A 21,786-nucleotide genomic window follows, 5' to 3' on the forward strand; every position below is an offset into this window, starting at 1 on the left:
ATGGCGGCGATCGCATTGCAGGGCGTCGGCAAGACCTACCCAGGCAAGGAAACCCGGCACATCCTGCGCAACGTGGACTTCACGATCGCGGACGGGGAATTCGTCGTGCTGGTCGGCCCGTCCGGCTGCGGCAAGTCGACGTTGCTGCGGATGATCGCGGGGCTGGAGGAAATCAGCGAGGGCGCGATCCACATCGGCGGCGAGCGTGTCAACGAAACGCCGCCGGCCAAGCGCGGGCTGTCGATGGTGTTCCAGAGTTACGCGCTGTATGCGCACATGACGGTGTTCGAGAACATCGCGTTCAGCCTGCGCCTGGCGCGCGTGCCGAAGGCCGAGATCCGGAGCGCGGTGCAGGAAGTGGCGCGCATGCTGCAGATGGAGCACCTGCTGGAGCGCCGGCCGCCCCAGCTGTCCGGCGGCCAGCGACAGCGCGTCGCGATCGGCCGGGCCATCGTCCGCAAGCCGCGCGCGTTCCTGTTCGACGAACCGCTGTCGAATCTCGATGCGGCGCTGCGGGCCGACATGCGGGTGGAGATCGCCCGCCTGCACAAGCAGCTGGGCGCGACGATGGTCTACGTGACGCACGACCAGGTCGAGGCGATGACGCTGGCCGACCGCATCGTCGTGCTGGGCCCGGCCGGAGTGCAGCAGATCGGCGCGCCGATGCACCTGTACGACCGCCCGGCAAATGTATTCGTCGCGGGCTTCATCGGCAGCCCGAAGATGAACCTCGTGCCGGGGCGGCTGGATACTGATGGCCAGCTCGTGATCGGCAATGCGCGCATCGGCACGCATGCCGCGATTGGTGGCGGGAACGTCACGGTCGGCATCCGGCCCGAGCACCTCGTGCCCGATGCGCAGGGGCCGATCCGCGGGCAGGTGCTGCTGGTCGAGCGGCTGGGCGCGGATTCGTATGTTCACTTGTCCGTGGCAGGGCTGGACAAGCCGCTGATGGCCGTCGTGCAGGGCGAGCCGCCGGTGGCCGGCGTACCTTGGGCCATCGCACCGCAGGCCGGCCGGGTGCACGTGTTCGACGAGCACGGCCTGCGTCTCGAAGCGCCCGGCGGATCGGCCGCCATTCAATCAACCGCCGGCACGCCCGGCATCTCGGAGGTCGCATGATCGTGGTCTGTGGTGAAGCGTTGTTCGATGTGTTTGCCGACGATGAAACCGGCAATGGCTACGCGTTGTCCGCGAAGGTGGGCGGCTCGCCGTTCAACCTGGCGATCGGGCTGGCGCGGCTGGGCGTGCCGCCGGCGTTTTTCGGCGGGCTGTCGACCGACATGTTCGGCCGCAAGCTGGCCGCCACGCTGGAACGCGAAGGCGTCGACCTCGGCTGCTCGCCGCGGCCCGCCGGCGCGACGGCGCTCGTCACTGTCGACCTGGATGCACGCGGCGTGCCGACCTACCAGCTGTATGGCGGCAGCACGGCCGAACGTGACGTCGGCACCGGCGATGTGGCGCGGGTGCCCGAGGATGCGCAGGCCATCCACGTCGGCTCGTATTGCATGGTGGTGGAACCTGTCGCAGCGCTGCGCGCCCTCGTAGCGCGTCAGCAGGGGCGCAGCCTGATCGCTTTCGACCCCAACGTACGCCTGACCATTGAACCGGACCGCAACGCCTGGATACGCGCCGTGGCGTGGATGTTGCCGCGCACGGACCTGCTGAAGATCAGCGACGAGGACATCGCCGCGCTGTATCCCGGCACGGCGCCGCGCGAGTTCATCGAGATCGCACTGGGCGCGGGTGTCGCGCTGGCCGTGGTCACGTGCGGCGCCGAGGGCGTGCTGGCGGGGACGCCGGCGCTAGGCATCGTGCAACTGCCGGCAACGCCGGTGGACGTCGTCGATACCGTGGGCGCCGGCGACACGTTCCAGGCCGCGCTGCTGTCCTGGCTGTCCCGCCACGGCCTGCTGACGCGGGCGGCGCTCGATGCGCTGGACGCGCGCACGCTGCGCGCGGCGCTGACGTTCGCCTCCCGTGCCGCCGCGATCACCTGTTCGCGCCGCGGCGCCGACCTGCCGCGTCTCGCCGAAGTCGAGGCCACCTTGTAATTCGTCGTATCGATCATGACAACGTTGGACACCACCACCCGTCCGGTCCTTGCCAGGGCTGGCCGATAATCACAAAAGGAGACATGGCATGACCCATCCCATCCATCGCTACTTCACCCGCTCGGCGGCGTTCGCACTGCTGCTGGCGCCGGGGCTCGTGTTCGCCCAGCAGCAGGCGCAGCCCGCGCCCGACGCCGCGCCGCCGGCCAGCGAGGCGCAAGACCCGGCCGCCGTCGTCATCGTCACCGGCGTGACGCAGGCGACGACGAAAAAGAACGCGACGTTCTCTATCAACACGCTGGGCTCCGAAGAGATCCAGAAGCTCGCGCCGATGAGCACCGCCGACCTGCTGGCGAACTTCCCCGGCATTTATTCGGAGGGCAGCAGCGCGGGGGAAGCCAGCAACAACATCACCGTGCGCGGCTTGCCCGTTACGGGCGGCTATCGCTTCGCGCCCCAGCTGATCGACGGCCTTCCGGCCTACGAGGAGCCGGAAGCGCCGTTCATGAACAACGACGTGTTCGTGCGCGACGACCTGATGACCGAAAGCGTGGAACTGGTCAAGGGCGGCCCGGGCGGCATCCTGTACTCGAACGGCCTGGGCGCTACCGTCAACCACGTCACGCGCACCGGCGGCGCCGCGCTGGCCGGCGGCTACAAGATCAAATACGCGGACTATGGCTTCATCCGGCAGGATGCGTTCGTATCCGGCCCGCTGAGCAAGAATGTGACCGGTGCGATCGGCGGCTTCTACCGGCGCAGCAATGGCATCCGCGATACCGGCTACACGGCCGACCGCGGCGGCCAGGTGCGCGGCAACCTGGTCTACACGAGCGACGATCGCAAGACCATGCTGCGCCTCGATGCGCTGCTGATCAACGACCGCACGGCGTTCTACCAGAACCTGCCGATCTCCGTGCCACGCTTCACGCAAAGCGGCACGCCGGCCAATCCCACGAAGATCGACCAGGATACGATCCAGCCGCTGGGCATCGACTTCGCGCACGGTACCACCGCTTCGCCGTACAACCGCCGCTTCGACATGATCGGCGAATACGGCAGCCGGACGATCGACCAGGCGGACGGCATCCACCCCGACTTCCGGATGCTGACGTTGAGCGGCTCGCGTGAACTGGGCGGCGGCTGGAAGGTATCGAGCGGCTTGCGCCACACGACGGGCAGCAACGGCTTCAACGGCGTCTTCACGGGCAACGACACGGCGTCGGCCACCGGCTTCCTGAATGCCCGCTACCAGAACGACGTGGTGTCGCCCGCGCATGGCGCGGCGCTGGCGTGCAACCTGACCAATGCGAAGCTGGTCGGATTCTTCAACATCCCGTCCGCCAATGCGTGCGGCGCCTACGCGAACATCAGCCGCGAAGAGTTCATCGGCAAGTACGCGAAGGCCACGGGTGTGGCGGCGCGCTATCGCGACGGCGGCGGGGCGGTGCCGGCCAACGCCTACCTGAACTTCCTGATCCCGTTCATCGCCGACGTCGATGCGTCCAGCACGTCGCTGGACCTGAAGGCGCAGAAGTCATTCGAACTGCAGGGCCGGCACGACCTGACGTTCGGCGCCTACAAGAGCCGTTACCACTATGCGCCGAACTTCCAGCAGGCGCTGCTCGTCACGGACGGCACCAACCAGTCCCGCCTCGTCGACCTGGTCGCCGTCGATGCGCAGGGCAACCAGGTCGGGCCCAGCCTGACGCAGGGCGGCGCGATCCTGCCCGGCTGGGGCGGATTCGTCAGCGATATCCGGGCCAACGGCAACGCGGCCTACCTGCTGGACCACTGGGAAACGCTCGGCAGCAAGCTGAAGATCGATGGCGGCGTGCGGTGGCAGAACGTCAAGGCCGACGTGGTGCGGCGCAATCGGGACGTCATCACCGACCTGACGCCGGCGGGCATCACGGTCGGCTCGACCGGCGACACGACGGCCGACAACGAAGTGAGCCTGCCCGGCGAAGCACACCGGCTCGGCGAGACGTACCACGGCTTCGGCTGGTCGCTGGGCGCCAACTACAGCTTCAGCAAGGCGTTTGCCGTGTACGGCCTGGCGTCGAACTCGTTCCGGTTGCCCAGCCTGCAGGACTTGAACGACCTCTCCACGGCAGGGGCGACCGTCGTCAACGGCCAGACGGTGTCCGTCAGCGCGGTGGAGCACATCCGCCAGTACGAGGTGGGCCTGCGTTACCTCACGCGGCCGTTCGGCGCGGCGGTGGCGGCGTTCTACAACAACTTCTCGCCGCGCAGCGCCGTCAACATCTACAAGGACATCGAGTCGGCGCAATGCTCGACGGTGGGCGGCGTCACGCAGATCAATTCGTGCCCGGACGTGGCGCAGCTGTACAAGCGCGGCATCCGCAACGTCGGCGCGGAAGTGGAGCTGTCCTGGCGGCCGCACGCGATCGAAGGGCTTGAACTGAAAGGCAATATCGTCGTGCAGCGGCCGGAGGTGAAGGGCGCCAACTACACGATCACGCAGGAGGACAAGGACCCGCAGGGCGTGATCACCGGCTACCATTACGTGCGCATCAGCGAGGATGGCCGGCGCCCGCGCCGGCTGCCGAAAATGATGTTCAACTTCATGCCGTCCTTCGACCTGAAGCCGCTGACCGACATCCCCGTCAGCGTGTACGCGCAATACCAGCATTACGGCTCGCGCTTCTCGGAGGCGAGCGACAACAACGTGACGCTGTACCCGGCGTATCACATCGTCAATGCCGGGGCGCAGTACCAGATCACGGACCGCCTGAACGCGCACCTGCACGTGGCGAACCTGACGAACCAGTTATCGTTCACGGAAGGCGACCCGCTGTTCAACGACCTGCTGTCGCCGGACGGCACGCGCAACCGGGGCGTGGCGCGGCCGCTGTTCGGCCGGACCATTCGGTTCAGCCTGACGTATATGTTCTGACAAGGTTGGAAACCGGGCAACGCGGAGTGCACCTGCGTTGCCCGGGTGCGCCGCCGGCGCGAGCGGGTGTGATCCGGATGACCTGCGGGCTCAGGGCCGTTGCAATCGCAACTGCCCGATCACGCTTGCCACCTTGGTCGTGATGACATCGACCGCGGGATCATTGGCCCCGTGCGGCAGGATGACATCGGCCTCGCGCTTGGTGGGCTCGATGAACTGCTTGTGCATCGGGCGCACCGTTTCCAGGTACTGGTTGACGATGCTGTCCATCGTGCGGCCACGCTCGGCGATGTCGCGCTGCATGCGGCGGATGAAGCGCACGTCGGCGGCAGTGTCGACGAAGATCTTCAGCGACATCATGTCGCGCAGATCCGCGTCGTACAGCGCGAACAGGCCTTCGATCACGATGACGGGGGCGGGCTTGACGAGGATCGTCTGGTCGGAGCGGTTGTCGATCGTGAAATCGTAGACCGGCATCGCGATCGTTTCGCCATTGCGCAGCGCCTGGACGTGCTGGACGAGCAGCGGCCAGTCGAACGCCTGCGGATGGTCGTAGTTCTGCTTGCGGCGCACCTCGGGGGGAAGGTCGGACTGGTCGCGGTAGTAATCGTCCTGCATCACCACCGAGACCATGTCCGTGCCGAACGACGTCAGCACCTGCTGGGTTACCGTTGACTTGCCACTGCCGCTTCCGCCAGCTACTCCGATGACAAACGGAAGGTAAGAAATCTCATTCATCCCCGCATGATACCGGAGCGGCGCCCGAACCGACAGGGCCGCCGCCGAATATTGCCGTGTGCGGCAATCCCGCCACGCCTGCCGCGTTCCTGCCCGGCAGTACGGTTCAGGTAGCGCGGCGCGCCAGCCACGACTCGAACAGGACCCGGTTCTCCGGCCGGGTCAGCGGGTACAGGCCGATGATCGTCGCACCGTTGCGCACCTGTTCCAGCACGAATTCCTCGTAGCGTTCCATGTCCACGGCCTCCGCCGCGATCTCCTCGGCCAGGTGAGCGGGAATGCACACCACGCCGTCGTCGTCGCCGACCATGATATCGCCCGGATAGACGGGCACGCCGCCGCAGCCGATGGGCGCATTGATGTCCAGCGCGTGGTGGCGGATCAGGTTCGTCGGCGCGGACGGACCCGCGCACCACGCCGGAATATCGAGGGCGGCGATGCCGCTGGCGTCGCGCAAGCCGCCGTCGGTGACGATGCCGGCCACGCCCCGCACCTGCATGCGGGTCGCCAGGATGCTGCCGGCGGAGGCGACCGACGCGTCGCCCCGGCAATCCATCACCAGCACGGCGCCGGGCGGGATTTCCTCGACGGCCAGGCGTTGTGGATGGCGCGGATCGCGGAACACGTCCAGGCCGTCGAGATCCTCGCGGGCCGGGATGTAGCGCAGCGTGTAGGCCGGGCCCACCATCCGCTGGCCGGTCTTGAGTGGCCGGGCGCCCTGCAGGAACGTGTTGCGCAGGCCGCGCTTGTACAGCAACGTCGTCAGGGTCGAGGTGGCGATGGTCTTCAGGATGTCCAGCGTGGCCGGTGCCACGGCGGTCGTGGTGCGGGCGCTCATTGGGAGGTGCCCTCACGCTGGAAGACCGTATTGCTGAACCGTATCCGGCTGCTGTCGATGTGGTGCAGCCGATAATATTCTTCCCACTTCAGCGGATCGGTCGTGTGCTGGCCCGTGGCCGGGTCGAGCGCCTGCAGGTAGTCGCCGAACTTGAAGTAGACGTCGCTGCTGTCCGACTGGACCTTCTGCCGCACGGTGCGCGTGCCGCCGTCCGCGTCGGTAAGCGCGATGCTGACGTCGCCGGCCTCGAAGCGGATATCGAGCCCGAACGTGCCGCCCGAGCGGACGGTCCCAAGCGGCATGCCCGTTTCGACGCCGTTGGTGCCGGTCCACCGCAGCAGGATATCGAACACGCCGTTGTTGTTCTTGCCATCGGCGCCCAGGCAGTCGGCGGTATCCTGCACATACACTTTCAGCACGGTGCCCAGGCCTTCGCCGTGGTACTGGGCGACGATCGACTTCGCGCCATCGGGCAGGATCGGCGTCACCTGCGCCGAAAAGTGTTCGCGGGTCTGCGCGGCGGGCTTGCGCAATTTGCTGGCGATCTTCATCTCGTTGCGGTAGCCGTGTCCGTGCCCGGAATCGTATTTCGATTCCAGCGCGCTGAACTCCAGCGTGCCCGCATACGGCGCGGGATAGGGTGAGTTGCCTTCGACGTCGAACAGCTTGTCGAGGTCCGCCTGGGATGTATAGCCGGTTGCGGCGGCCGCCTGCAGCGTCGCGCAGGCCAGCAGCAGGGGTGCCAGCCGGAACATGGTCGTCATTTCATCATCTCCTCGAGTAGTGGTTGCATCGCATCGGCCCACAGCTGGTAGCCGGCCGCATTGGGATGCAGCTGGTCCGGCATGATGGGGTAGGGGATCTTGCCGTCCTGGCCCAGGAAGACCTTGGAAATATCGAGGTAGCGCACGGTCTTGCCGTCGTCGAGCCTGGCCAGTTCGGCATTCAGTGCGGCGATCGTGGCCTGCCGGGTTTCCGCCTCCGCGACCAGCGCCGGGGTGACGGGCCCGCCGTTGCGGTCGCGCGGCCCGCGCGGGAACACGCCGAGCAGCAGGACCTTCGTCTGCGGCAGCTTCGCGCGGATCATGCCGACGATCTTGCGGTCGGCCGCCGCGATCTCCGCCGCGCTGTAATCGAGGCTGTTGTTCGTGCCCAGCATCAGCACCGTGACCTTCGGCGCGATGCCGTCCAGTTCCCCGTGTTCGATGCGCCAGATGACGTGTTGCGTGCGGTCGCCGCCGATGCCGAAGTTGGCCGGCTGGTACTTGCCGTAGTAGGCGTCCCAGATGTGCGGTGCCTTGCGCCAGTTGTCGGTGATCGAGTCGCCCAGGAACAGCAGGCCGACGGGCCCGCTGCGGGCACGCGCCAGGTTGGCCTCGTGCTTTTTCAGGAACTTGCCGTCGTCCTGTTTCGGGAACGGCTGCGACGCGTCCTGCCTCGGCGCCGGCGTGGCCTGGGCGAATGCCTGGCTGCTCGCCAGGCAGAACACGAACAGCGCCAACAGCAGGCGGCGTAATACGTTAGCGGTCATGCGGAAGTCTCCTTTATCGAAGGGTGGTGCCCGGCGCCGCCCCATGCGGCGCCGTGGCGTGGCGGGCACGGACCCGTGCCACGGGGCCGCCGAGCCAGATGGCGAGGAACACGAGCGGCACGAGGGCCGCGCCCAGCACGAAGAACGGCGTGTAGTTGCCGCCGGCCGTCAGGACCGGTACCAGCTGCATGCAGCCGATCACGCCCAGCACCGCGGCCGTGCCGCTGATGCCGGCCAGCGAACCCACCGTGCGGCCGGAAAAGAAGTCGCTGGGCAGCGTCTGGATGTTCGTGATTGCGGCCTGGAAGCCGAACAGGATCACGGCGATCGACAGCACCGCGGCAAGGGGCGTCTCCACCACGGCCGTCAGCAGCAGGGCCGGGAACATCACGACGAGGCCCAGCGCGATGACGGTCTTGCGTGCCCGGTCGACCGTCCAGCCGCGCTGCAGCAGCCGGCCGCACAGCCAGCCGCCGCCCAGCGCGCCGATGGCGGCGCCGACGTACGGCACCCAGCCGAACAGGCCGATCTGCTTGACGTCGAAGCCGAACTTCTCGTTCAGGTACAGCGGCAGCCAGCCGACGAACAGCCACCACACGGGATCGATGAAGAAGCGCGCCGCGATCACGCCCCAGCTTTGCCGGTGGCCGAGCAGCTGCGTCGTGGTGGGCACGTAGTCGTCTGCCGGCGTGCCGGCCTGACCATGGCTCTGGCCGCCCAGGATGTAGGCCCGCTCCTCGGCGCTGACCCATGGGTGCTCGCCGGGGCCGGACTTGTAGACGATCAGCCACGGCACCACCCAGATGAAGCCCAGCGCGCCGATCAGGATGAACGTCGTCTTCCAGCCGACGAACGCGTACAGGAAGGCGACCAGCGGCGGCGCGACGATCGAACCGAGCGACGCACCGGCGCCGAAGATGCCCTGGCCGAGCGCTCGTTCGCGCACGGGGAACCACTCGGCGATCGCCTTCGTCGCGCCGGGCCAGTTGCCCGCCTCGCCGACGCCCAGCAGGGCGCGAAACAGCGCGAACGACAGCGCGGTGCGGGCCACGAAGTGCAGCCCGATCGAGACGGACCACAGCGCGATCGACAGCAGGAAGCCGACGCGCGTGCCGAGCGCGTCGAAGATCTTGCCGAACAGCGACTGGCCGATCGCATACCCCACGAGGAACACCGTGATGATGTTGGCGTAATCGCGCTTGTCCAGCCCCAGTTCGTCGGCGATGCCCGGCCACATGACCGCGAGGGCCGACCGGTCGATGTAGTTGATGATCGTGGCGGCCGCCACCAGCGCCATGACCAGCCAGCGCAGTCCTTGTCGTGTCTTCATGCCCATGTCTCCGTATTGTTGGTGTTGGCGGGCGGCGCCGCGTCACATGGACAGCAGCGCATCCAGTTGGGCGCGCGTGGGCAGCCCCTCGCAATCGCCGCGGTATTGCACGACCCGGGCGCCGACCGCATTGCCCCGCTGTGCGGCGGCGGCAGGCGGCAGGCCTTCCAGCAGCGCGCTGATGACGCCGGCCGCGAAGCCGTCGCCGGCCCCCACCGTGTCGACCACGTGCGCCACCGGCATGCCGGGCACCGTACGCTGTTCGTCCGCCGTCGCGACATACGCTCCGCCCGGGCCCAGCTTGACGATGACGAGGCGCACGCCGCGCGACAGGTAGAAGTCGGCGATGGCGGCAGGTTCCGCGCGCCCCGTCAGCAGGCCGCCCTCGGCCAGGCCGGGCAGCACCACGTCCGCCCGCGAAGCCAGCTCGTTCAGCTCGGCGATCATCTCGCCCTGCGAACGCCACAGCCGCGGCCGCAGGTTGGGATCGAACGTGATCGTGCTGCCCGCCGCGCGCGCCCGCGTCGCCATCGCGTGCGCCAGTTCGCGGCAGCCCGGCGACAGCGCCGGCAAGATGCCCGTCAGGTGCAGCAGGCGGGCGGGCAGGGCGCCGTCCGGCAGGTCGGCCGCCGACAGGCAACTGGCCGCCGAGCCGCGGCGAAAGTATTCGACTTCCGGATCGGCGCCGTCGCGCGGCTGCGCCTTCAGCATGAACCCCGTCGGGTGGTATGGATCGGTGCGCACGTGGCGGCGGTCGATGCCCTCGGCATCCATGCAGTCGAGCAGGTGCCGGCCCAGGCTGTCGTCGCCGACGGCGGACAGGTACGCCACGCGCAAGCCGAGGCGCGCCAGGCCGACCGCCACGTTCAGCTCCGCGCCGGCCGTGGTCCGTTCGAAGCTGCGCACGGCCGGCAGCGGCGCGCCGTCCGCCGCCATGAACAGCGCCATCGCTTCGCCGGCGGTGATGACGTCGAACTGGTGCTCAGCCACGGACAGGCCTCATCCGGGTGACCAGCGTTGCCTCGCGGGCGGCCGGCAGCGACACGCGCAGCACCACGCCACGCTCCTCGCGCGGACCCTTGTCGACGTTGCCCGGCGGCCCGGCGGCCGTCACCACGCCCGGTTCGACGACGGCCTTCGCGGCGGCGGTGCCGATGTCGACTTCCAGCGCGGCCGGCTTGCCGGCAACGACGAAGCGCTGCGGGCCGGCCGCGGCGATGGCGCTGTCGCCGTGCACCTGCGCGGTCAGCACCACGGGCCGCGTGGCGCGCAGCCGGTCCGTGACCGTCCACGTGCCGCCGGCCAGCACGAAGGTGCGTTCCAGCTTCTCGACGCCCAGTTCGGGGCGGTAGGCGCCCGTGAGATCCGCGACGATCTCGGCGCCATTGGCGGTCAGCTCCACGCGCGGCATGCGGATCGCGTCGAGCCGCGCATACGGGTAGCCGGCGAACGCGTCGTGGCCGTGCCCTTCGTTGGCCTGGCCCTGGCCGTCGACCAGCAGCGTGTTGCTGAGGTTACTGCGCGGGATGCCGGCATAACCCATCGGCCCGCTCAGGTAGGTGCCCTGCGCATACAGGATGAAGCTGCCGGCATCGGGATGCGAATGGCCCATCGACAGGTGCCAGTCGGGCAGCGCGGCAAGCAAGGTGGCTGCATGGTGGCCCTCCGGCGGCCCGGCGCGGAAGGCGAACGCGGTGGCGTCCTTCGTCCAGCCGCTGCGCCAGTACACGGTGCCCAGGTCGGTGAAGTGGTGATACGGCGGCAGCGCCGTGATCGGGCTGGCTGGCAAGGTCGCGTCGTGCCACAGCAGGGTCCAGAAATCCTCGGCGCACGTGTGGCCGAGCGATGCCATCCAGTCTGCCACGCCCTGCGCTTGCTGGTTGCGGGAGACCGCGGCCAGCCGGTACAGCAGGTTGTAGTTCGAATGCAGCTTGCCGCCCGGGTGCGTGCGCGCCGCGTCGCGGCCGTGCCGGGCGCGCGTGTGCGGGCCTTCGAACGCGTCGCCGAAGTCGAAGATGTCCTGCCCGTTCGGCGTCAGCGAATGGGCGATGTACAGGTGCGCGTTGCGCAGCGCCGGGTGGTTGTACATGTCGTCGCCGGCCGCGTGCGCGAACGCGTCGAGCGCATGGACGATCCACGGCATCGAGAACACCCAGTACTCCACGCCTTCGTAGAAATAGCCGTCCGGCGCTGCCACCTGCAGCACGCGCGTGAAGATGGCGCGGGCAAGCGCGGCCCACGTCGCCGCCTCGGGAGCGTCGTCCCACACGGCATACACCGCCACGGCGAGGCCGGCGATGGGGATGAAGCAGTGGTTCTGGCTGTACGAATACGTCTTGCCCGGCTTCGGTGCGAAGTGCGCCGCCAGCAGGCGCGCCTGGCGGACCAGCTTGTCGCGATAGCGCTTGCGTTCTTCGTCGCTCAGCACGTCGAACAGCAGGTCGTAGCCCATGCCCAGGCCATACAGCAGGTGGCCGGCCGCCAGGTCCACGTCCGGTTTGCTGTACGTGTAGCCCCACACCGGATAGCTGACCGCGGCATCCATGTAGCGCTTCGCGGCGGCGAGATAACGTTCGTCGCCTTCGATCCGGTAGGCGAGGGCGGCACCGGCGATGCCGATCGCCACGGTGTTCTGCGCACGCCGTTCCTGGGCCGGCGGCGGGGCCGGTTCCTGCCGCATCGCCACCAGCCCTGCCAGGGCCTTTTGCCACGCGTCGCGATGGCTGCCGGTGGCGCGGCGGCGCAGGTCGGCCAGGCCGGCAGCCGTCGTGAACACGCGCGGGTGCACGCCGCGCAGCTCCTGTTTCAATGCGGCGGGATGCTCGTGCATCAGCGCTTCCAGCGGATGGGGCCCGCGCGTCGGCTTGCCCTGTTTCGGCCCGAGCGCCTCGCGCGCATCCTGGGCCAGCGCGGGCATCGCGGACAGGCCCGGCAACAGCGCAGGCAAGGAGAGGGCGGCGGTGCCGAGGAAACGGCGCCGTGTGATGGGTCGGTTCATGGGGACTCCGTCAGTACAGGCCCAGGCCGCCGTTGACCTGGACGATCTCGCCGGCCAGGAAGGCGGCGCGCTCCGATGCGAGGAAGACGACGACGTTGGCCACGTCGTCGGGCTGGCCTTCGCGGCGCGCCGGGGTGCGCTCGGCGATGGCCTGGCGGTTGGCCGGCGTGTTGAACGTGTCGTGGAAGCGGGTGGCGATCAGGCCCGGCGCAACGCCGTTGACGCGGATGCCGGCCGGGCCCACTTCCTTGGCCAGCGCACGCGTGAAGGTGGCCACGGCCGCCTTGCTGGCGGCATAGTGCGCCGAGCCGGGGCCGCCGCCGTCGAACGCGGCCAGCGACGACATCGTGACGATCGTGCCCTTGCCGCGCGGCTCCATCCGGCGCAGTGCCGCCCGGCAGACGAGGAACGTGCTGGTCAGGTTCAGGTTCACGGCGTCGTTCCACAGCGCGACCGGCATGTCGGCAACGCGGCAGCGCTGGATCAGCCCACCCATATTGGCAAACACGACGTCGATGGCGCCGATCGCCGCTTCCGCTTCGCCGAATACCTGTTCCGCCGCTTCCGGCCCGGTCAGGTCGGCACGGACCGCGTGGGCCTGGCGGCCAAGCGCGCGGATCTGCTCGACGGTTTCCTCCGCTTCGGCGGCGCTGGTCCAGTAGGTCAGCACCACGTCCGCGCCTGCCTGTGCCAGGGCCAGCGACGTGGCCTTGCCGATGCCGGATGCGCCGCCGGTGACGAGCGCGCGTTTGCCTTGCAGTTCCATGGTTGTCTCCATCAGGTGATTCACGGTTGAGGGGGTGTCGCGGTGGACGAGCGGACGATCAGCTCGGGCGCGAACAGCGCGCCGTCCGGCTTGTCGTCCGGCGCGAGAATGCATTTCACGGCGGCGTCGGCCATCGCCTGGATCGGCTGACGGAGCGTCGTCAGCGGCGGGTCGTGGGCAGCGCAGAAGAAGATGTCGTCGATGCCGACCAGCGAGATGTCGGCGGGGATGCGCCGGCCCAGCTGCTTCAGCCCGACGCCGATGCCGATGGCCATCATGTCGTTGATCGCGATGGCCGCCGTGGGCCGCGCTGAAGACGTGACGATACGCGACGCGGCGCTGCGCCCCAGCTCGAACAGCCGGGTGTCGCCGTGCGGATCGCTGGGGCCATCCGTGGCGTCGGCGATCACCAGCTCGCCCGTGATGCCGGCGGCGGCCACGGCCTGCTGGAACCCGCGGATGCGCTCCTGCCGGTTCAGCGTGTACGGCGGCGGCGTGACGAGCGCGATGGAACGGTGCCCCAGCGTCACGAGGTGCTGCACGGCCTGCGCGGTGGCGGCCGCATTGTCCATCGAGATCGTCGTGATGCGGTCGTGCGCCTCGTCGTTGCGCTTGATGTCGAAGGCCACCACGGGGCAGCGCGACGTGACGGCCGCGAGGTGCTCCGTGTCGCTCAGCGCGGAACCCGTGATGATGCCCTTCACGCCATAGGCCAGCAGGTCGGCCATCACGGCGCGCTCGCGGTCCGGGTCGCGGAAGGTGCTGAAGGTCATCACGTGGCACTGGTAGCGGGTGGCGGCTGCTTCGACGGCGCATGCCAGCGCGCCGAAGAACTGGTTCGCCAGCGAGGGCACGAGCAAGCCGACCATCGATGCCACGCCAGTCTTCAGCTGGCGCGCCGCGTTGTTCGGCCGGTAGCCGAGCTGCTCGATCGCCTGCTGGATCTTGGCTTGCGTATCGGGACGCATCTGGCCCATGCGGTTGTTGAGGAAGTTCGAGATGCTGGACGGTGAAACGCCGGCCAGCCGCGCGACATCCTGGATCTTGGGTTCGCTCATGGTGTCCTTGGTAATGGGCCGGCCGGTCAGAAATTGACGTCCAGCCGGGCGGTGTAATAACGGAACGCGTCGCGTGCCGGTTGCCACCCGTACGAGCGGATGTCGGGTCCCGATACCTGCTTGAAATTCAGGAAGGAGCCGACATTGCCGACCGCGTAATGGTGGTCGAACAGGCTCTTGACGCCGACCGAGAACTTGTACTTGCCGCGCTGGTCGGCGATCGACGCGCCCAGATCGACGATACCATGGCCGGGGCGCATCAGGCTGGGGTCCTGGCTGATCGCGCCCTGCACCTTCGATTGCGCGCGCACGTTGCCGTTGACGGCCAGCTTGTACGGGATCGCCGTGATGGGCAGCGTGTATTCGCCGCCCAGGTTCATCTTCCATTTCGGCGCGTTCGGCATCATGCCGCCGCTCGCGTCGCGCAGGAAGGCGCCCGGTACCAGTTCGTTCGGCACGTTGCAGTCCTTGGCGCCGCTGTAGCATGGGCCCTGCTTCCAGTCGACGACGGTGGCGCGCGTGAACGAGAGGTTCGCCGTCAGCAGCAGCGCGCGCGTCAGCAGCGCCGACGCATCGGCCTCGAAGCCCTGCGTCTGCAGCTTCGGTATGCTGTACAGCACACTGGCCTGGCTGCCGTCGGAGAACCGTTCCGTGGCCGACGTCTGGTAGTCGCGGAAGCTGGTCTTGAACACCGCGACGTTCAGCGTGGCGCGGTTGTTCCACAGGTTGGCCTTCAGGCCCGCTTCGAAGCTGGTCGCTTTCTCCGGCGCCAGCGGCAGGCGCTTGAACACGTTGACGTTGTTGGCGCCGCTGGTCATGTCGTACGCGACGCCCTTGCTGCCCGTGGAGGCGGTGCCGTACACCATCGTGTCCGGCGTCAGCTTGTAGCTGTAACCGAGTTTGCCGGTCACGAAGTTCTCGTCGTGCTGCGGTGCCGTGTAGAGGTGCGAGCCCGTGTGCACATTGTTCGGCGCCGTCGACGACAGGCTGTCGATCGTGTGGAACATGTAGTCGTTCGTCTCCCGCGTGAAGCGCAGGCCCGCCGACAGCGTGTGCCGCGGCCGGAAGTCCCAGCTGCCGTTCGCGTAGATGGCGCGATTCAGGCTGGCCGACGTGGTGTGGTAGTTGGTCCAGTTGGTCTCCTTGACGAACGGATTACCGCGCTGGTACCAGCGGTCGATGCTGGTGCGGGCCAGCCACAGGCCCACCAGGTAGCGCAGGTTGCCGCTGTCCGGCGACGTCAGGCGCAGCTCCTGGGTCGACAGCTTGGTGTCCATCGTGCCGTTGATCATCGGCGGCTCGGCGATGCCCGAAGGCTTGCCCGAGTGATCCAGCTGGTAGAAGGTCGAGATCAGGTCGATGTTGTCGTTGTCGCGGAAGTCGTTCGACCGGTTCTTGTCGACGGACGTGATCGACGTCAGCGCATAGCCGGCCAGCGGCGAACGGTCCGGGAACAGGTAGTTGAAGCGCACGCCGATGCCCCGATCGGTGGCATCCAGGCCGGTCGGCGAATCGTTGCGGATCGTCGTGTTGAACGGCGTGACGGCGATGCCCCGCAACACCTCCGTGTTCGACAGCGCCTTGTAGTTCTTGTTGTACAGGTAGCCCACGCCCGGGCCGATCGACGTGATGGCGGCCGTGTTCCCGGTGCGGAGCGCGTGGTCGTAGCGGGGCGAGATCTGCACGTCCAGGTCGGGCGTGATCTGCCACTGCACCTTCGCGAAGAACGTCTTGCCGCCCGAGCCGTTCTGCATGCTGTCGGTCGTCAGGTTGTGCAGCAGGCCGGGAAAATCGGTCTTGCTGGCGAACAGGCGCACGCCGACCGTATCGGACAGCCGGCCGCTGACGGACGTGGCGACGCGGTACTCGTCGTCGCTGCTGCGAAACAGCGACAGCTTGCCCTTCATCGGGCCGGCGCCGATCGGCTTCGTCGTGATCACCACCGCGCCGGCAATCGCGCTCTTGCCGAACATCGTGCTTTGCGGCCCTTTGAGCACCTCCACCCGCGCCACGTCGGACACGTCGCGAAACGCCTGCTGCGCCTGGGCGTACGGCATGTCGTCGACGATGATCGCCACGTCGCCTTCGATGCCGATATTGTTGGACGTCGTGCCGATGCCGCGCATGTTGATGCTGTTGGTGCCCACCTGCGTGCCGGTGGAAATGGTGAGCGCGGGCGACAGGTTGACGATGTCGTCGAACTCGCGCACGTTGTTGCGGTTGAGGGCTTCCTCGGTCAGCACGGAAATCGACATCGGCACGTCTTCCAGCTTTTCGATACGGCGGTTGGCCGACACGACGACCGCCTCCAGCTTCGGCGCATCGGCCGGCGCGGCTTCCTGCGCCTGTACCGGCGCGGCGAGCTGCAGGAGGGCCAATGCGGCGGCGATCGGGGTAAGCGGCGGCGGCGCGCCACGGTGGTGCTGCTTGACTGCCATTGTTGTCTCCGTTATTTGGTGTTGTGACGACAGCAGACTGCTAGATTATAAAACGTTTTACTGCATCGTTACAGTCCGCCGCCGGCAAGCCGGCTTTGGGAAAACAAAGAATATGAAAAGCACGCCTAAAGTGCCTCGCCTATTCTGCGTAACGACCTACTGTAACGATTTAGTGCAACGTTTTACTAAGTGTCGTACTCCCAGTTGCGGCTGTCAATCTTTTTCTGAAAGCGTGTGAAAAAGGGGACGGGGAGTCGTGCTTCCCCCGGAGCGCATCCAGGAACGCCCCACAACATGCAAGGCGCGGGTTGCAGCGTACATATGCGCGGATGTGCGCAGTATTTATAATTCGTCATAGGCACGAACGTGCAGGTACGCCCAGTGGCCTTGCCAGTGCTGAAGCGCAGGACCCCGGTTTTGGCGGAGGGGGGCAATCATCAGCCTTAATGGAGTACACCGAATTTTTTGCAACGGACAAAGCAGCGGGAGGAACGGGGCAATGAAACGTCTCATTTGCGTGAGCGTGATGCTCCTGGGGGGCTGGAGCGCCCCGTTTGCCGGGGCAGATACGTCAACTGGAGGCACGCAGTCGGACATCACCATTGGTGAACCGCTCGTGACGGCAAGGGCGAAACTCCTCAAGCATGGATGGAAGCCGACGCGGCGTCACGCCGATGACGGCTACGAATACAGCGGCGCGGAGGTGGAGCTTATCCGGCGCAGAATATTCGAGGTCGACTCGTGCTCGTCGGACAGCTCGCGCTGTATCCTGTTCTACGCGAAGAGAGGAAAGTGCCTGCGGATGGACACCATCGGCGAGAAGGTGGGCTATATGGTGGTGACGCGGTGGGCCGAAGAGTGTCCGGATGCGCCTCCCCGGCCCAGCGGCGCAAACTCTGAATGAACACCGACTGCATCGCTCGCGGTCGATTGTGCGGCCGCGGCAACTAGCCGATCATGTTTGCCACCTTGGCAGTAATAACGTCGATGGTCGGATCGTCCGCACCATGCGGCGGATGATGTCGGCGTGCCGATGGGGGCGCTAGGGCTCTGCATCCTCGCGTTGGGCAGTCGTTGCATTGCGCAGCGTTTTTCGCCGGCCACGCTCACTTCTCTACCGCCGCCAGCCGCCGTGAATTCGCATCGCTCCGAAAAACGATTGGCTGCACGCCTTGTGCCTGCATCCGCTGCGCCTGCAGCACGACCGCCTGCACATCGCCATGCCGCGGCGACCGCGCGCACACCGGGTCCGCATTCTCCGCATCGCCCGTCAGCGCGTAAGCCTGGCACCGGCAGCCGCCGAAATCCTTGTGCCGTTCTGGGCAGCCGCTGCACGGTGCCTTCATCCACGCATCGCCCCGGTAACGGTTGAACGCGCCGCTGCCGTACCAGATCTCGCCCAGCCGGTGCTCCGTCACGTTCGGGAAGGCGATCCCCGGCAGCGAGCGTGCCGCGTGGCAGGGCAGGGCGGTGCCGTCCGGTGCGACGGCAAAGAACACGGAGCCCCAGCCGTTCATGCAGGCTTTCGGCCGCTCTTCGAAATAGTCGGGCACGACGAACAGGATGCGTATCCGGTTGCCGATCCGGGCGCGGTACTCGTTGACGACGGCTTCGGCCCACAGCAGCTGTTTGCGCGTGGGCATCAGCTGCGCGCGGTTCACCAGGCCCCAGCCGTAGTACTGCGTGTTGGCCAATTCCAGGTACTCGACACCCATCTCCAGCGCCATGTCGATGATGCGGTCCACGTGGTCGAGGTTGAAGCGGTGCAGCACGACGTTCAGCACCATCGGGTAGTCGTGCCGCTTGATCAGCCGCGCCACCTTCGCCTTCAGGTCGAAGGTCTTCGTGCTCGACAGGAAGTCGTTCATCTCCCGTGTCGAATCCTGGAACGACAGCTGGATGTGATCGAGTCCGCGCTCCTTCATGCGCGCGATGCGCGGTTCGGTGAGGCCGATGCCGGACGTGATCAGGTTCGTGTAGAACCCCAGCCGCCGGCCCTCGCCGATCAGCTCTTCCAGGTCGTCGCGCAGCAGCGGTTCGCCGCCGGAAAAGCCCAGTTGCGCGGTGCCCAGCTGGCGGGCCTGGCGCATCACGTCGATCCACTCTCCCGTCGAGAGTTCGGCGCGCTGCTGCGCGTAGTCGACCGGGTTGTAGCAGAAGGCGCAGTGCAGCGGGCAGCGGTAGGTCAGCTCGGCCAGCAGCCACAGGGGCGGCGCGATCGGCGGGCGGGATGCAGGTGCATTCATCGCGGCTCAGGCCAGCCAGCCCTGCTCGTTGGCCGCGCGGAGGAAGTCGTCGACGTCGGCCCGCAGATCGCTTGCGCTGAACGCCTGTTCCAGTTCGTGGACGATGGCCGGCACGCTGTGCAGCCCGTCGCAGCGCTTCAGGATCTCGGCCGCGCTCTGGTTCAACTTGACCATGCCCTCGGGGTACAGCAGCACGTACTGGCCCTGCGCCTCTTCCCACTGCATGCGGAAGCGGCGAGACAGCTGGGGTTGGGCGGGAATCTTGTCCATCGTGTTCATCGTGGCACCTCGCGGCTAGGGGTAGGCCCGGTCGATGGCGTCGAGCATGGCCCACAGGATGTCGAGCTTGAATTGCAGGATCTCCAGCGCCCGTTCCTGCTGGGCGCGGGTCGTGAAATGGTCGAGCGTCACCCGCAGCCCGTGCTCGACATCGCGTTCGGCCAGCGCGATGCGGCTGCGGAAGTACTGCAGGCCGTCGGCATCGATCCAGCCGTAATGGAGCGGCCAGTTGGCCAGGCGGTCCTTGTGGATCCGCGGCGCAAACATCTCGGTGAGCGACGAGCACACGGCTTCCTGCCATGGCACCTGCCGCGCGAAGTTGACGTAGGCATCGACGGCAAAGCGCACGCCGGGGATGACGTGGCGGTGCGACCATAAGTCGTCCGCTGCCAGACCGACGGCGGCGCCCAGCCGCAGCCACGCTTCGATGCCGCCTTCGTTATCCTCCCCGCCGTCGTGGTCGAGGATGCGGCGCACCCATAGACGGCGCGTGGCGCGGTCCGGGCAGTTCGCGAGGATGGCGGCATCCTTGCGGGGGATGTTCACTTGGTAGTAGAAGCGGTTGGCGACCCAGCCGCGGATCTGCTCGGGGCCCAGCAGGCCGCTGTTCATCCGCGTGTTGAACGGGTGGTGGATGTGGTACCCCGCGCCGCGGGCCCGCAGCTGCGCCTCGAATTCGGCGCGGTCCCACGCCGGCATGCTCACTTGGGCGTCCGTCACAGGTTGATCTCCATGCCGTCGAACGCGACCTCGATGCCGTGGTGGGCCAGCATGGCACGCTGTGGCGATTGCTCGTCCAGGATCGGGTTCGTGTTGTTGATGTGGATGAGGACCTTGCGAGGCGCCTTGCCGTGCGCGTCCAGGCTGTCGAGCACCGCGATCATGCCGCGCTGGCCCGCCTGCGGCAGGTGGCCCATGTCGGCCGCGCTCTTCGTGGAAAAGCCGTGCTCGATCATTTCGCCGGCGCTCCAGAACGTGCCGTCGACCAGCACGCAGTCCGCTGCCTGCATCGCGTAATCGACCTGCGGTTCGATCGCACCGAGGCCGGGGGCATAGAACACGGAGCGGCCGCTGGCGATGTCCTCGATCAGCAATCCAATGTTGTCGCCCACTGCAGGGCGGTCGCGGTGCGGCGAATACGGCGGTGCCTTGCTGGACAGGGCCAGCGGCGTGAAACGGATGCCGTCGATGCCGGGGACCTGCACGGGGCGCATGCCGGGACCGTCGCCGATGGTCTCCAGCGGATGCCACTTCACGCCGCAATAATGGGACAGCACGGGCGCCAGCGGCAGGCTGGCGTTCAAGTCGTCCCACACGGGCGCGGTGCAGTACAGCGGCAGCTGCCGCCCTTCGCGCAGCATCAACAGGCCCGTGACGTGATCGATCTGCGCGTCCATCAGCATCACGGCGGCGATGCCCGTGTCGCGCGGCGAGCGTGCCGGCTGCAATGCCGGCGTGGCGCGGATCTGCGCGAGGATATCCGGCGACGCGTTGACCAGCACCCAGTCGGCGCCGTTCGCCGACACGGCGATCGACGATTGTGTGCGCGCCGTGGCGGCAACGGTGCCGCTCCGCACGCCGGCGCAATTGCGGCAGTTGCAGTTCCATTGCGGGAAACCGCCGCCCGCTGCCGAACCTAAGACGATGATCTTCATGGAGTGGTTGCGAAAAGCCGTGCGCAGGGCACGGCTTTTCGGGTAGGTCAGCGGTTGGCGATGTACATCGTGATTTCAAAGCCAAAGCGGACGTCGGTGAATTGCGGCTTGCTCCAGGTCATGAACAGTCTCCTCAAGGTTCGGTGTGGCAGGCATCGGTTGCCGGCTGGTCACCGCACGGCGTGCGCGGTCGGGAAGCACTGCTGCAGTATTCGTGCCACCGCCCGGCAGGGCGGCGTTGCCGGCGGGGTGCCATGGCAATGGAACAGTTTTCCGGTACACCTGTCCCGATTTGCAACAGTGACCCGCGGCCCCGTTGCTCAGCCGGGAGCTGATTCCCGCGCCCGCACGAGCACGCGGGCCGGCGAGCCGCTGACGCCCGTCAGCCGCAAAGGCAGGGCGATGACGTCGCCGCTGTGCGCGAATTCGCCAACGTCTTCCAGCGTATCCTCGGCGAGGAATTTGCCCGCCTGCGCCACCCGGCGGTGGAACCACAGCGGGTCGTCATGCGCCACCTGCAGCGCGCCGACGGTCACGATCATCGGCGGCGGCAACGCCAGCAACGCGTCGATCGCTGCCGTGGCGGCACGCAGCGGTGCGCGCGCATCGATGAGGAGGTGGGTGGCGCCGGCGCAGTCCAGCCGGAACGCGGGATCGGTGAGGTGCCCGGCACTGACGAGGCGATAGCTGCCCACGCATGCGCCGACCGGCAGCTGGTCGAGCGTGGCGCCGCCGTCGGCGAAGTGGCAGGGCGCATCGATATGCGTGCCGGTCTGCGTTCCCAGCGACAGGCGCCACACTTCGAAGCCCGCGCTGTGGCGTTCGGCCCAGCGCTCGGCCGCGAATGGCGGGTCGGCATAGGCGCCGTCCCGGTAGATCCACAGGTGCTCGTCCAGCTTGCGGGTCAGGTCGATCCAGTCGCTCATGTGCTTTCC

Annotated in this window: 20 protein-coding genes; 4 read left to right on the top strand and 16 right to left on the bottom strand. The window is 67.5% G+C overall.

What is annotated here, in order from left to right; genetic code table 11:
* The 3 genes from IP92_RS07080 (at position 1) to IP92_RS07090 (ending at position 4,974) form a co-directional block, all read left to right on the top strand.
* Positions 1-1,122: an ABC transporter ATP-binding protein gene (locus tag IP92_RS07080; protein WP_145873820.1), complete on the top strand. Its 1,122-nt coding sequence runs from the start codon at positions 1-3 to the stop codon at positions 1,120-1,122.
* The gene (locus IP92_RS07085) at positions 1,119-2,054 is read left to right on the top strand and encodes a carbohydrate kinase family protein (protein ID WP_145873821.1); all 936 of its coding nucleotides are present in this window, start codon (positions 1,119-1,121) and stop codon (positions 2,052-2,054) included. Before IP92_RS07080 ends, IP92_RS07085 begins: the two co-directional genes overlap by 4 nt.
* Positions 2,055-2,142: 88 nt before the next feature.
* Positions 2,143-4,974, top strand: a complete 2,832-nt coding sequence (locus IP92_RS07090) for a TonB-dependent receptor (RefSeq protein ID WP_145873822.1) — start codon at positions 2,143-2,145, stop codon at positions 4,972-4,974.
* 90 nt (positions 4,975-5,064) lie between these two features.
* Here the strand turns inward: IP92_RS07090 and udk are convergent, their stop codons facing one another.
* The 10 genes from udk to IP92_RS07140 all read right to left on the bottom strand — a co-directional run bounded on the left by udk (position 5,065) and on the right by IP92_RS07140 (position 16,671).
* Entirely contained in the window at positions 5,065-5,712 is a 648-nt protein-coding gene (gene udk / locus IP92_RS07095; protein ID WP_145873823.1) for a uridine kinase, read from the bottom strand.
* A gap of 106 nt (positions 5,713-5,818) precedes the next feature.
* Positions 5,819-6,550: a ribonuclease activity regulator RraA gene (locus IP92_RS07100; RefSeq protein ID WP_145873824.1), complete on the bottom strand. Its 732-nt coding sequence runs from the start codon at positions 6,548-6,550 to the stop codon at positions 5,819-5,821.
* The gene (locus IP92_RS07105; RefSeq protein WP_145873825.1) at positions 6,547-7,314 is read right to left on the bottom strand and encodes a polysaccharide lyase family 7 protein; all 768 of its coding nucleotides are present in this window, start codon (positions 7,312-7,314) and stop codon (positions 6,547-6,549) included. Before IP92_RS07105 ends, IP92_RS07100 begins: the two co-directional genes overlap by 4 nt.
* A complete protein-coding gene (locus IP92_RS07110; protein ID WP_158206676.1) occupies positions 7,311-8,081 on the bottom strand; it encodes a GDSL-type esterase/lipase family protein in 771 nt (256 codons plus the stop codon). Before IP92_RS07110 ends, IP92_RS07105 begins: the two co-directional genes overlap by 4 nt.
* Before the next feature lie 13 nt (positions 8,082-8,094).
* The gene (locus tag IP92_RS07115) at positions 8,095-9,411 is read right to left on the bottom strand and encodes an MFS transporter (RefSeq protein ID WP_145873827.1); all 1,317 of its coding nucleotides are present in this window, start codon (positions 9,409-9,411) and stop codon (positions 8,095-8,097) included.
* A 42-nt stretch (positions 9,412-9,453) separates the two neighbouring features.
* The gene (locus tag IP92_RS07120; protein ID WP_371860890.1) at positions 9,454-10,407 is read right to left on the bottom strand and encodes a sugar kinase; all 954 of its coding nucleotides are present in this window, start codon (positions 10,405-10,407) and stop codon (positions 9,454-9,456) included.
* Positions 10,394-12,409 carry a DUF4962 domain-containing protein gene (locus tag IP92_RS07125; protein WP_145873828.1) on the bottom strand — a complete coding sequence of 672 codons (2,016 nt, stop codon included), beginning with the start codon at positions 12,407-12,409 and terminating at the stop codon, positions 10,394-10,396. Before IP92_RS07125 ends, IP92_RS07120 begins: the two co-directional genes overlap by 14 nt.
* Positions 12,410-12,419: 10 nt before the next feature.
* Positions 12,420-13,175, bottom strand: a complete 756-nt coding sequence (locus tag IP92_RS07130) for an SDR family NAD(P)-dependent oxidoreductase (protein WP_145873829.1) — start codon at positions 13,173-13,175, stop codon at positions 12,420-12,422.
* Positions 13,176-13,195: 20 nt separating this feature from the next.
* On the bottom strand, positions 13,196-14,233 hold the full coding sequence (locus tag IP92_RS07135) for a LacI family DNA-binding transcriptional regulator (protein WP_158206675.1): 1,038 nt from the start codon (positions 14,231-14,233) through the stop codon (positions 13,196-13,198).
* A 26-nt stretch (positions 14,234-14,259) separates the two neighbouring features.
* The gene (locus tag IP92_RS07140) at positions 14,260-16,671 is read right to left on the bottom strand and encodes a TonB-dependent receptor (protein WP_145873831.1); all 2,412 of its coding nucleotides are present in this window, start codon (positions 16,669-16,671) and stop codon (positions 14,260-14,262) included.
* A 499-nt stretch (positions 16,672-17,170) separates the two neighbouring features.
* Between IP92_RS07140 and IP92_RS07145 the strand changes: the two genes are divergently transcribed.
* Positions 17,171-17,575 carry a hypothetical protein gene (locus IP92_RS07145; RefSeq protein WP_145873832.1) on the top strand — a complete coding sequence of 135 codons (405 nt, stop codon included), beginning with the start codon at positions 17,171-17,173 and terminating at the stop codon, positions 17,573-17,575.
* Positions 17,576-17,777: 202 nt separating this feature from the next.
* Here the strand turns inward: IP92_RS07145 and pqqE are convergent, their stop codons facing one another.
* From pqqE to IP92_RS07175, 6 genes are all read right to left on the bottom strand, one after another.
* Positions 17,778-18,917 (bottom strand): pyrroloquinoline quinone biosynthesis protein PqqE, encoded by a 1,140-nt coding sequence (gene pqqE, locus IP92_RS07150; protein ID WP_145873833.1) that lies wholly within the window; start codon positions 18,915-18,917, stop codon positions 17,778-17,780.
* Between the two features lie 6 nt (positions 18,918-18,923).
* Entirely contained in the window at positions 18,924-19,196 is a 273-nt protein-coding gene (gene pqqD, locus IP92_RS07155; RefSeq protein WP_145873834.1) for a pyrroloquinoline quinone biosynthesis peptide chaperone PqqD, read from the bottom strand.
* Between the two features lie 15 nt (positions 19,197-19,211).
* On the bottom strand, positions 19,212-19,895 hold the full coding sequence (pqqC, locus tag IP92_RS07160) for a pyrroloquinoline-quinone synthase PqqC (protein WP_145874071.1): 684 nt from the start codon (positions 19,893-19,895) through the stop codon (positions 19,212-19,214).
* Positions 19,896-19,912: 17 nt separating this feature from the next.
* Positions 19,913-20,851 (bottom strand): pyrroloquinoline quinone biosynthesis protein PqqB, encoded by a 939-nt coding sequence (pqqB, locus tag IP92_RS07165; RefSeq protein WP_145873835.1) that lies wholly within the window; start codon positions 20,849-20,851, stop codon positions 19,913-19,915.
* A 47-nt stretch (positions 20,852-20,898) separates the two neighbouring features.
* On the bottom strand, positions 20,899-20,973 hold the full coding sequence (pqqA, locus tag IP92_RS30770) for a pyrroloquinoline quinone precursor peptide PqqA (RefSeq protein WP_145874072.1): 75 nt from the start codon (positions 20,971-20,973) through the stop codon (positions 20,899-20,901).
* A 198-nt stretch (positions 20,974-21,171) separates the two neighbouring features.
* Positions 21,172-21,777, bottom strand: coding sequence for a cyclase family protein (locus IP92_RS07175; protein ID WP_158206674.1), 606 nt, complete (start codon positions 21,775-21,777; stop codon positions 21,172-21,174).
* Positions 21,778-21,786: the final 9 nt, after the last annotated feature.

The sequence above is a fragment of the Pseudoduganella flava genome, assembly GCF_007830495.1.
Lineage (GTDB): Bacteria > Pseudomonadota > Gammaproteobacteria > Burkholderiales > Burkholderiaceae_D > Rugamonas > Rugamonas flava.

What these genes read in the sequence shown, in the direction of transcription:
- IP92_RS07135 (WP_158206675.1), bottom strand. Translation starts at nt 14,233, where the DNA reads ATGAGCGAACCCAAGATCCAGGATGTCGCGCGGCTGGCCGGCGTTTCA.
- IP92_RS07100 (WP_145873824.1), bottom strand. Translation starts at nt 6,550, where the DNA reads ATGAGCGCCCGCACCACGACCGCCGTGGCACCGGCCACGCTGGACATC.
- IP92_RS07085 (WP_145873821.1), top strand. Translation starts at nt 1,119, where the DNA reads ATGATCGTGGTCTGTGGTGAAGCGTTGTTCGATGTGTTTGCCGACGAT.
- pqqD (WP_145873834.1), bottom strand. Translation starts at nt 19,196, where the DNA reads ATGAACACGATGGACAAGATTCCCGCCCAACCCCAGCTGTCTCGCCGC.
- IP92_RS07145 (WP_145873832.1), top strand. Translation starts at nt 17,171, where the DNA reads ATGAAACGTCTCATTTGCGTGAGCGTGATGCTCCTGGGGGGCTGGAGC.
- IP92_RS07115 (WP_145873827.1), bottom strand. Translation starts at nt 9,411, where the DNA reads ATGAAGACACGACAAGGACTGCGCTGGCTGGTCATGGCGCTGGTGGCG.
- IP92_RS07080 (WP_145873820.1), top strand. Translation starts at nt 1, where the DNA reads ATGGCGGCGATCGCATTGCAGGGCGTCGGCAAGACCTACCCAGGCAAG.
- pqqE (WP_145873833.1), bottom strand. Translation starts at nt 18,917, where the DNA reads ATGAATGCACCTGCATCCCGCCCGCCGATCGCGCCGCCCCTGTGGCTG.
- IP92_RS07130 (WP_145873829.1), bottom strand. Translation starts at nt 13,175, where the DNA reads ATGGAACTGCAAGGCAAACGCGCGCTCGTCACCGGCGGCGCATCCGGC.
- IP92_RS07110 (WP_158206676.1), bottom strand. Translation starts at nt 8,081, where the DNA reads ATGACCGCTAACGTATTACGCCGCCTGCTGTTGGCGCTGTTCGTGTTC.
- IP92_RS07090 (WP_145873822.1), top strand. Translation starts at nt 2,143, where the DNA reads ATGACCCATCCCATCCATCGCTACTTCACCCGCTCGGCGGCGTTCGCA.
- pqqB (WP_145873835.1), bottom strand. Translation starts at nt 20,851, where the DNA reads ATGAAGATCATCGTCTTAGGTTCGGCAGCGGGCGGCGGTTTCCCGCAA.
- IP92_RS07140 (WP_145873831.1), bottom strand. Translation starts at nt 16,671, where the DNA reads ATGGCAGTCAAGCAGCACCACCGTGGCGCGCCGCCGCCGCTTACCCCG.
- IP92_RS07125 (WP_145873828.1), bottom strand. Translation starts at nt 12,409, where the DNA reads ATGAACCGACCCATCACACGGCGCCGTTTCCTCGGCACCGCCGCCCTC.
- udk (WP_145873823.1), bottom strand. Translation starts at nt 5,712, where the DNA reads ATGAATGAGATTTCTTACCTTCCGTTTGTCATCGGAGTAGCTGGCGGA.
- pqqC (WP_145874071.1), bottom strand. Translation starts at nt 19,895, where the DNA reads ATGCCGGCGTGGGACCGCGCCGAATTCGAGGCGCAGCTGCGGGCCCGC.
- IP92_RS07175 (WP_158206674.1), bottom strand. Translation starts at nt 21,777, where the DNA reads ATGAGCGACTGGATCGACCTGACCCGCAAGCTGGACGAGCACCTGTGG.
- IP92_RS07105 (WP_145873825.1), bottom strand. Translation starts at nt 7,314, where the DNA reads ATGACGACCATGTTCCGGCTGGCACCCCTGCTGCTGGCCTGCGCGACG.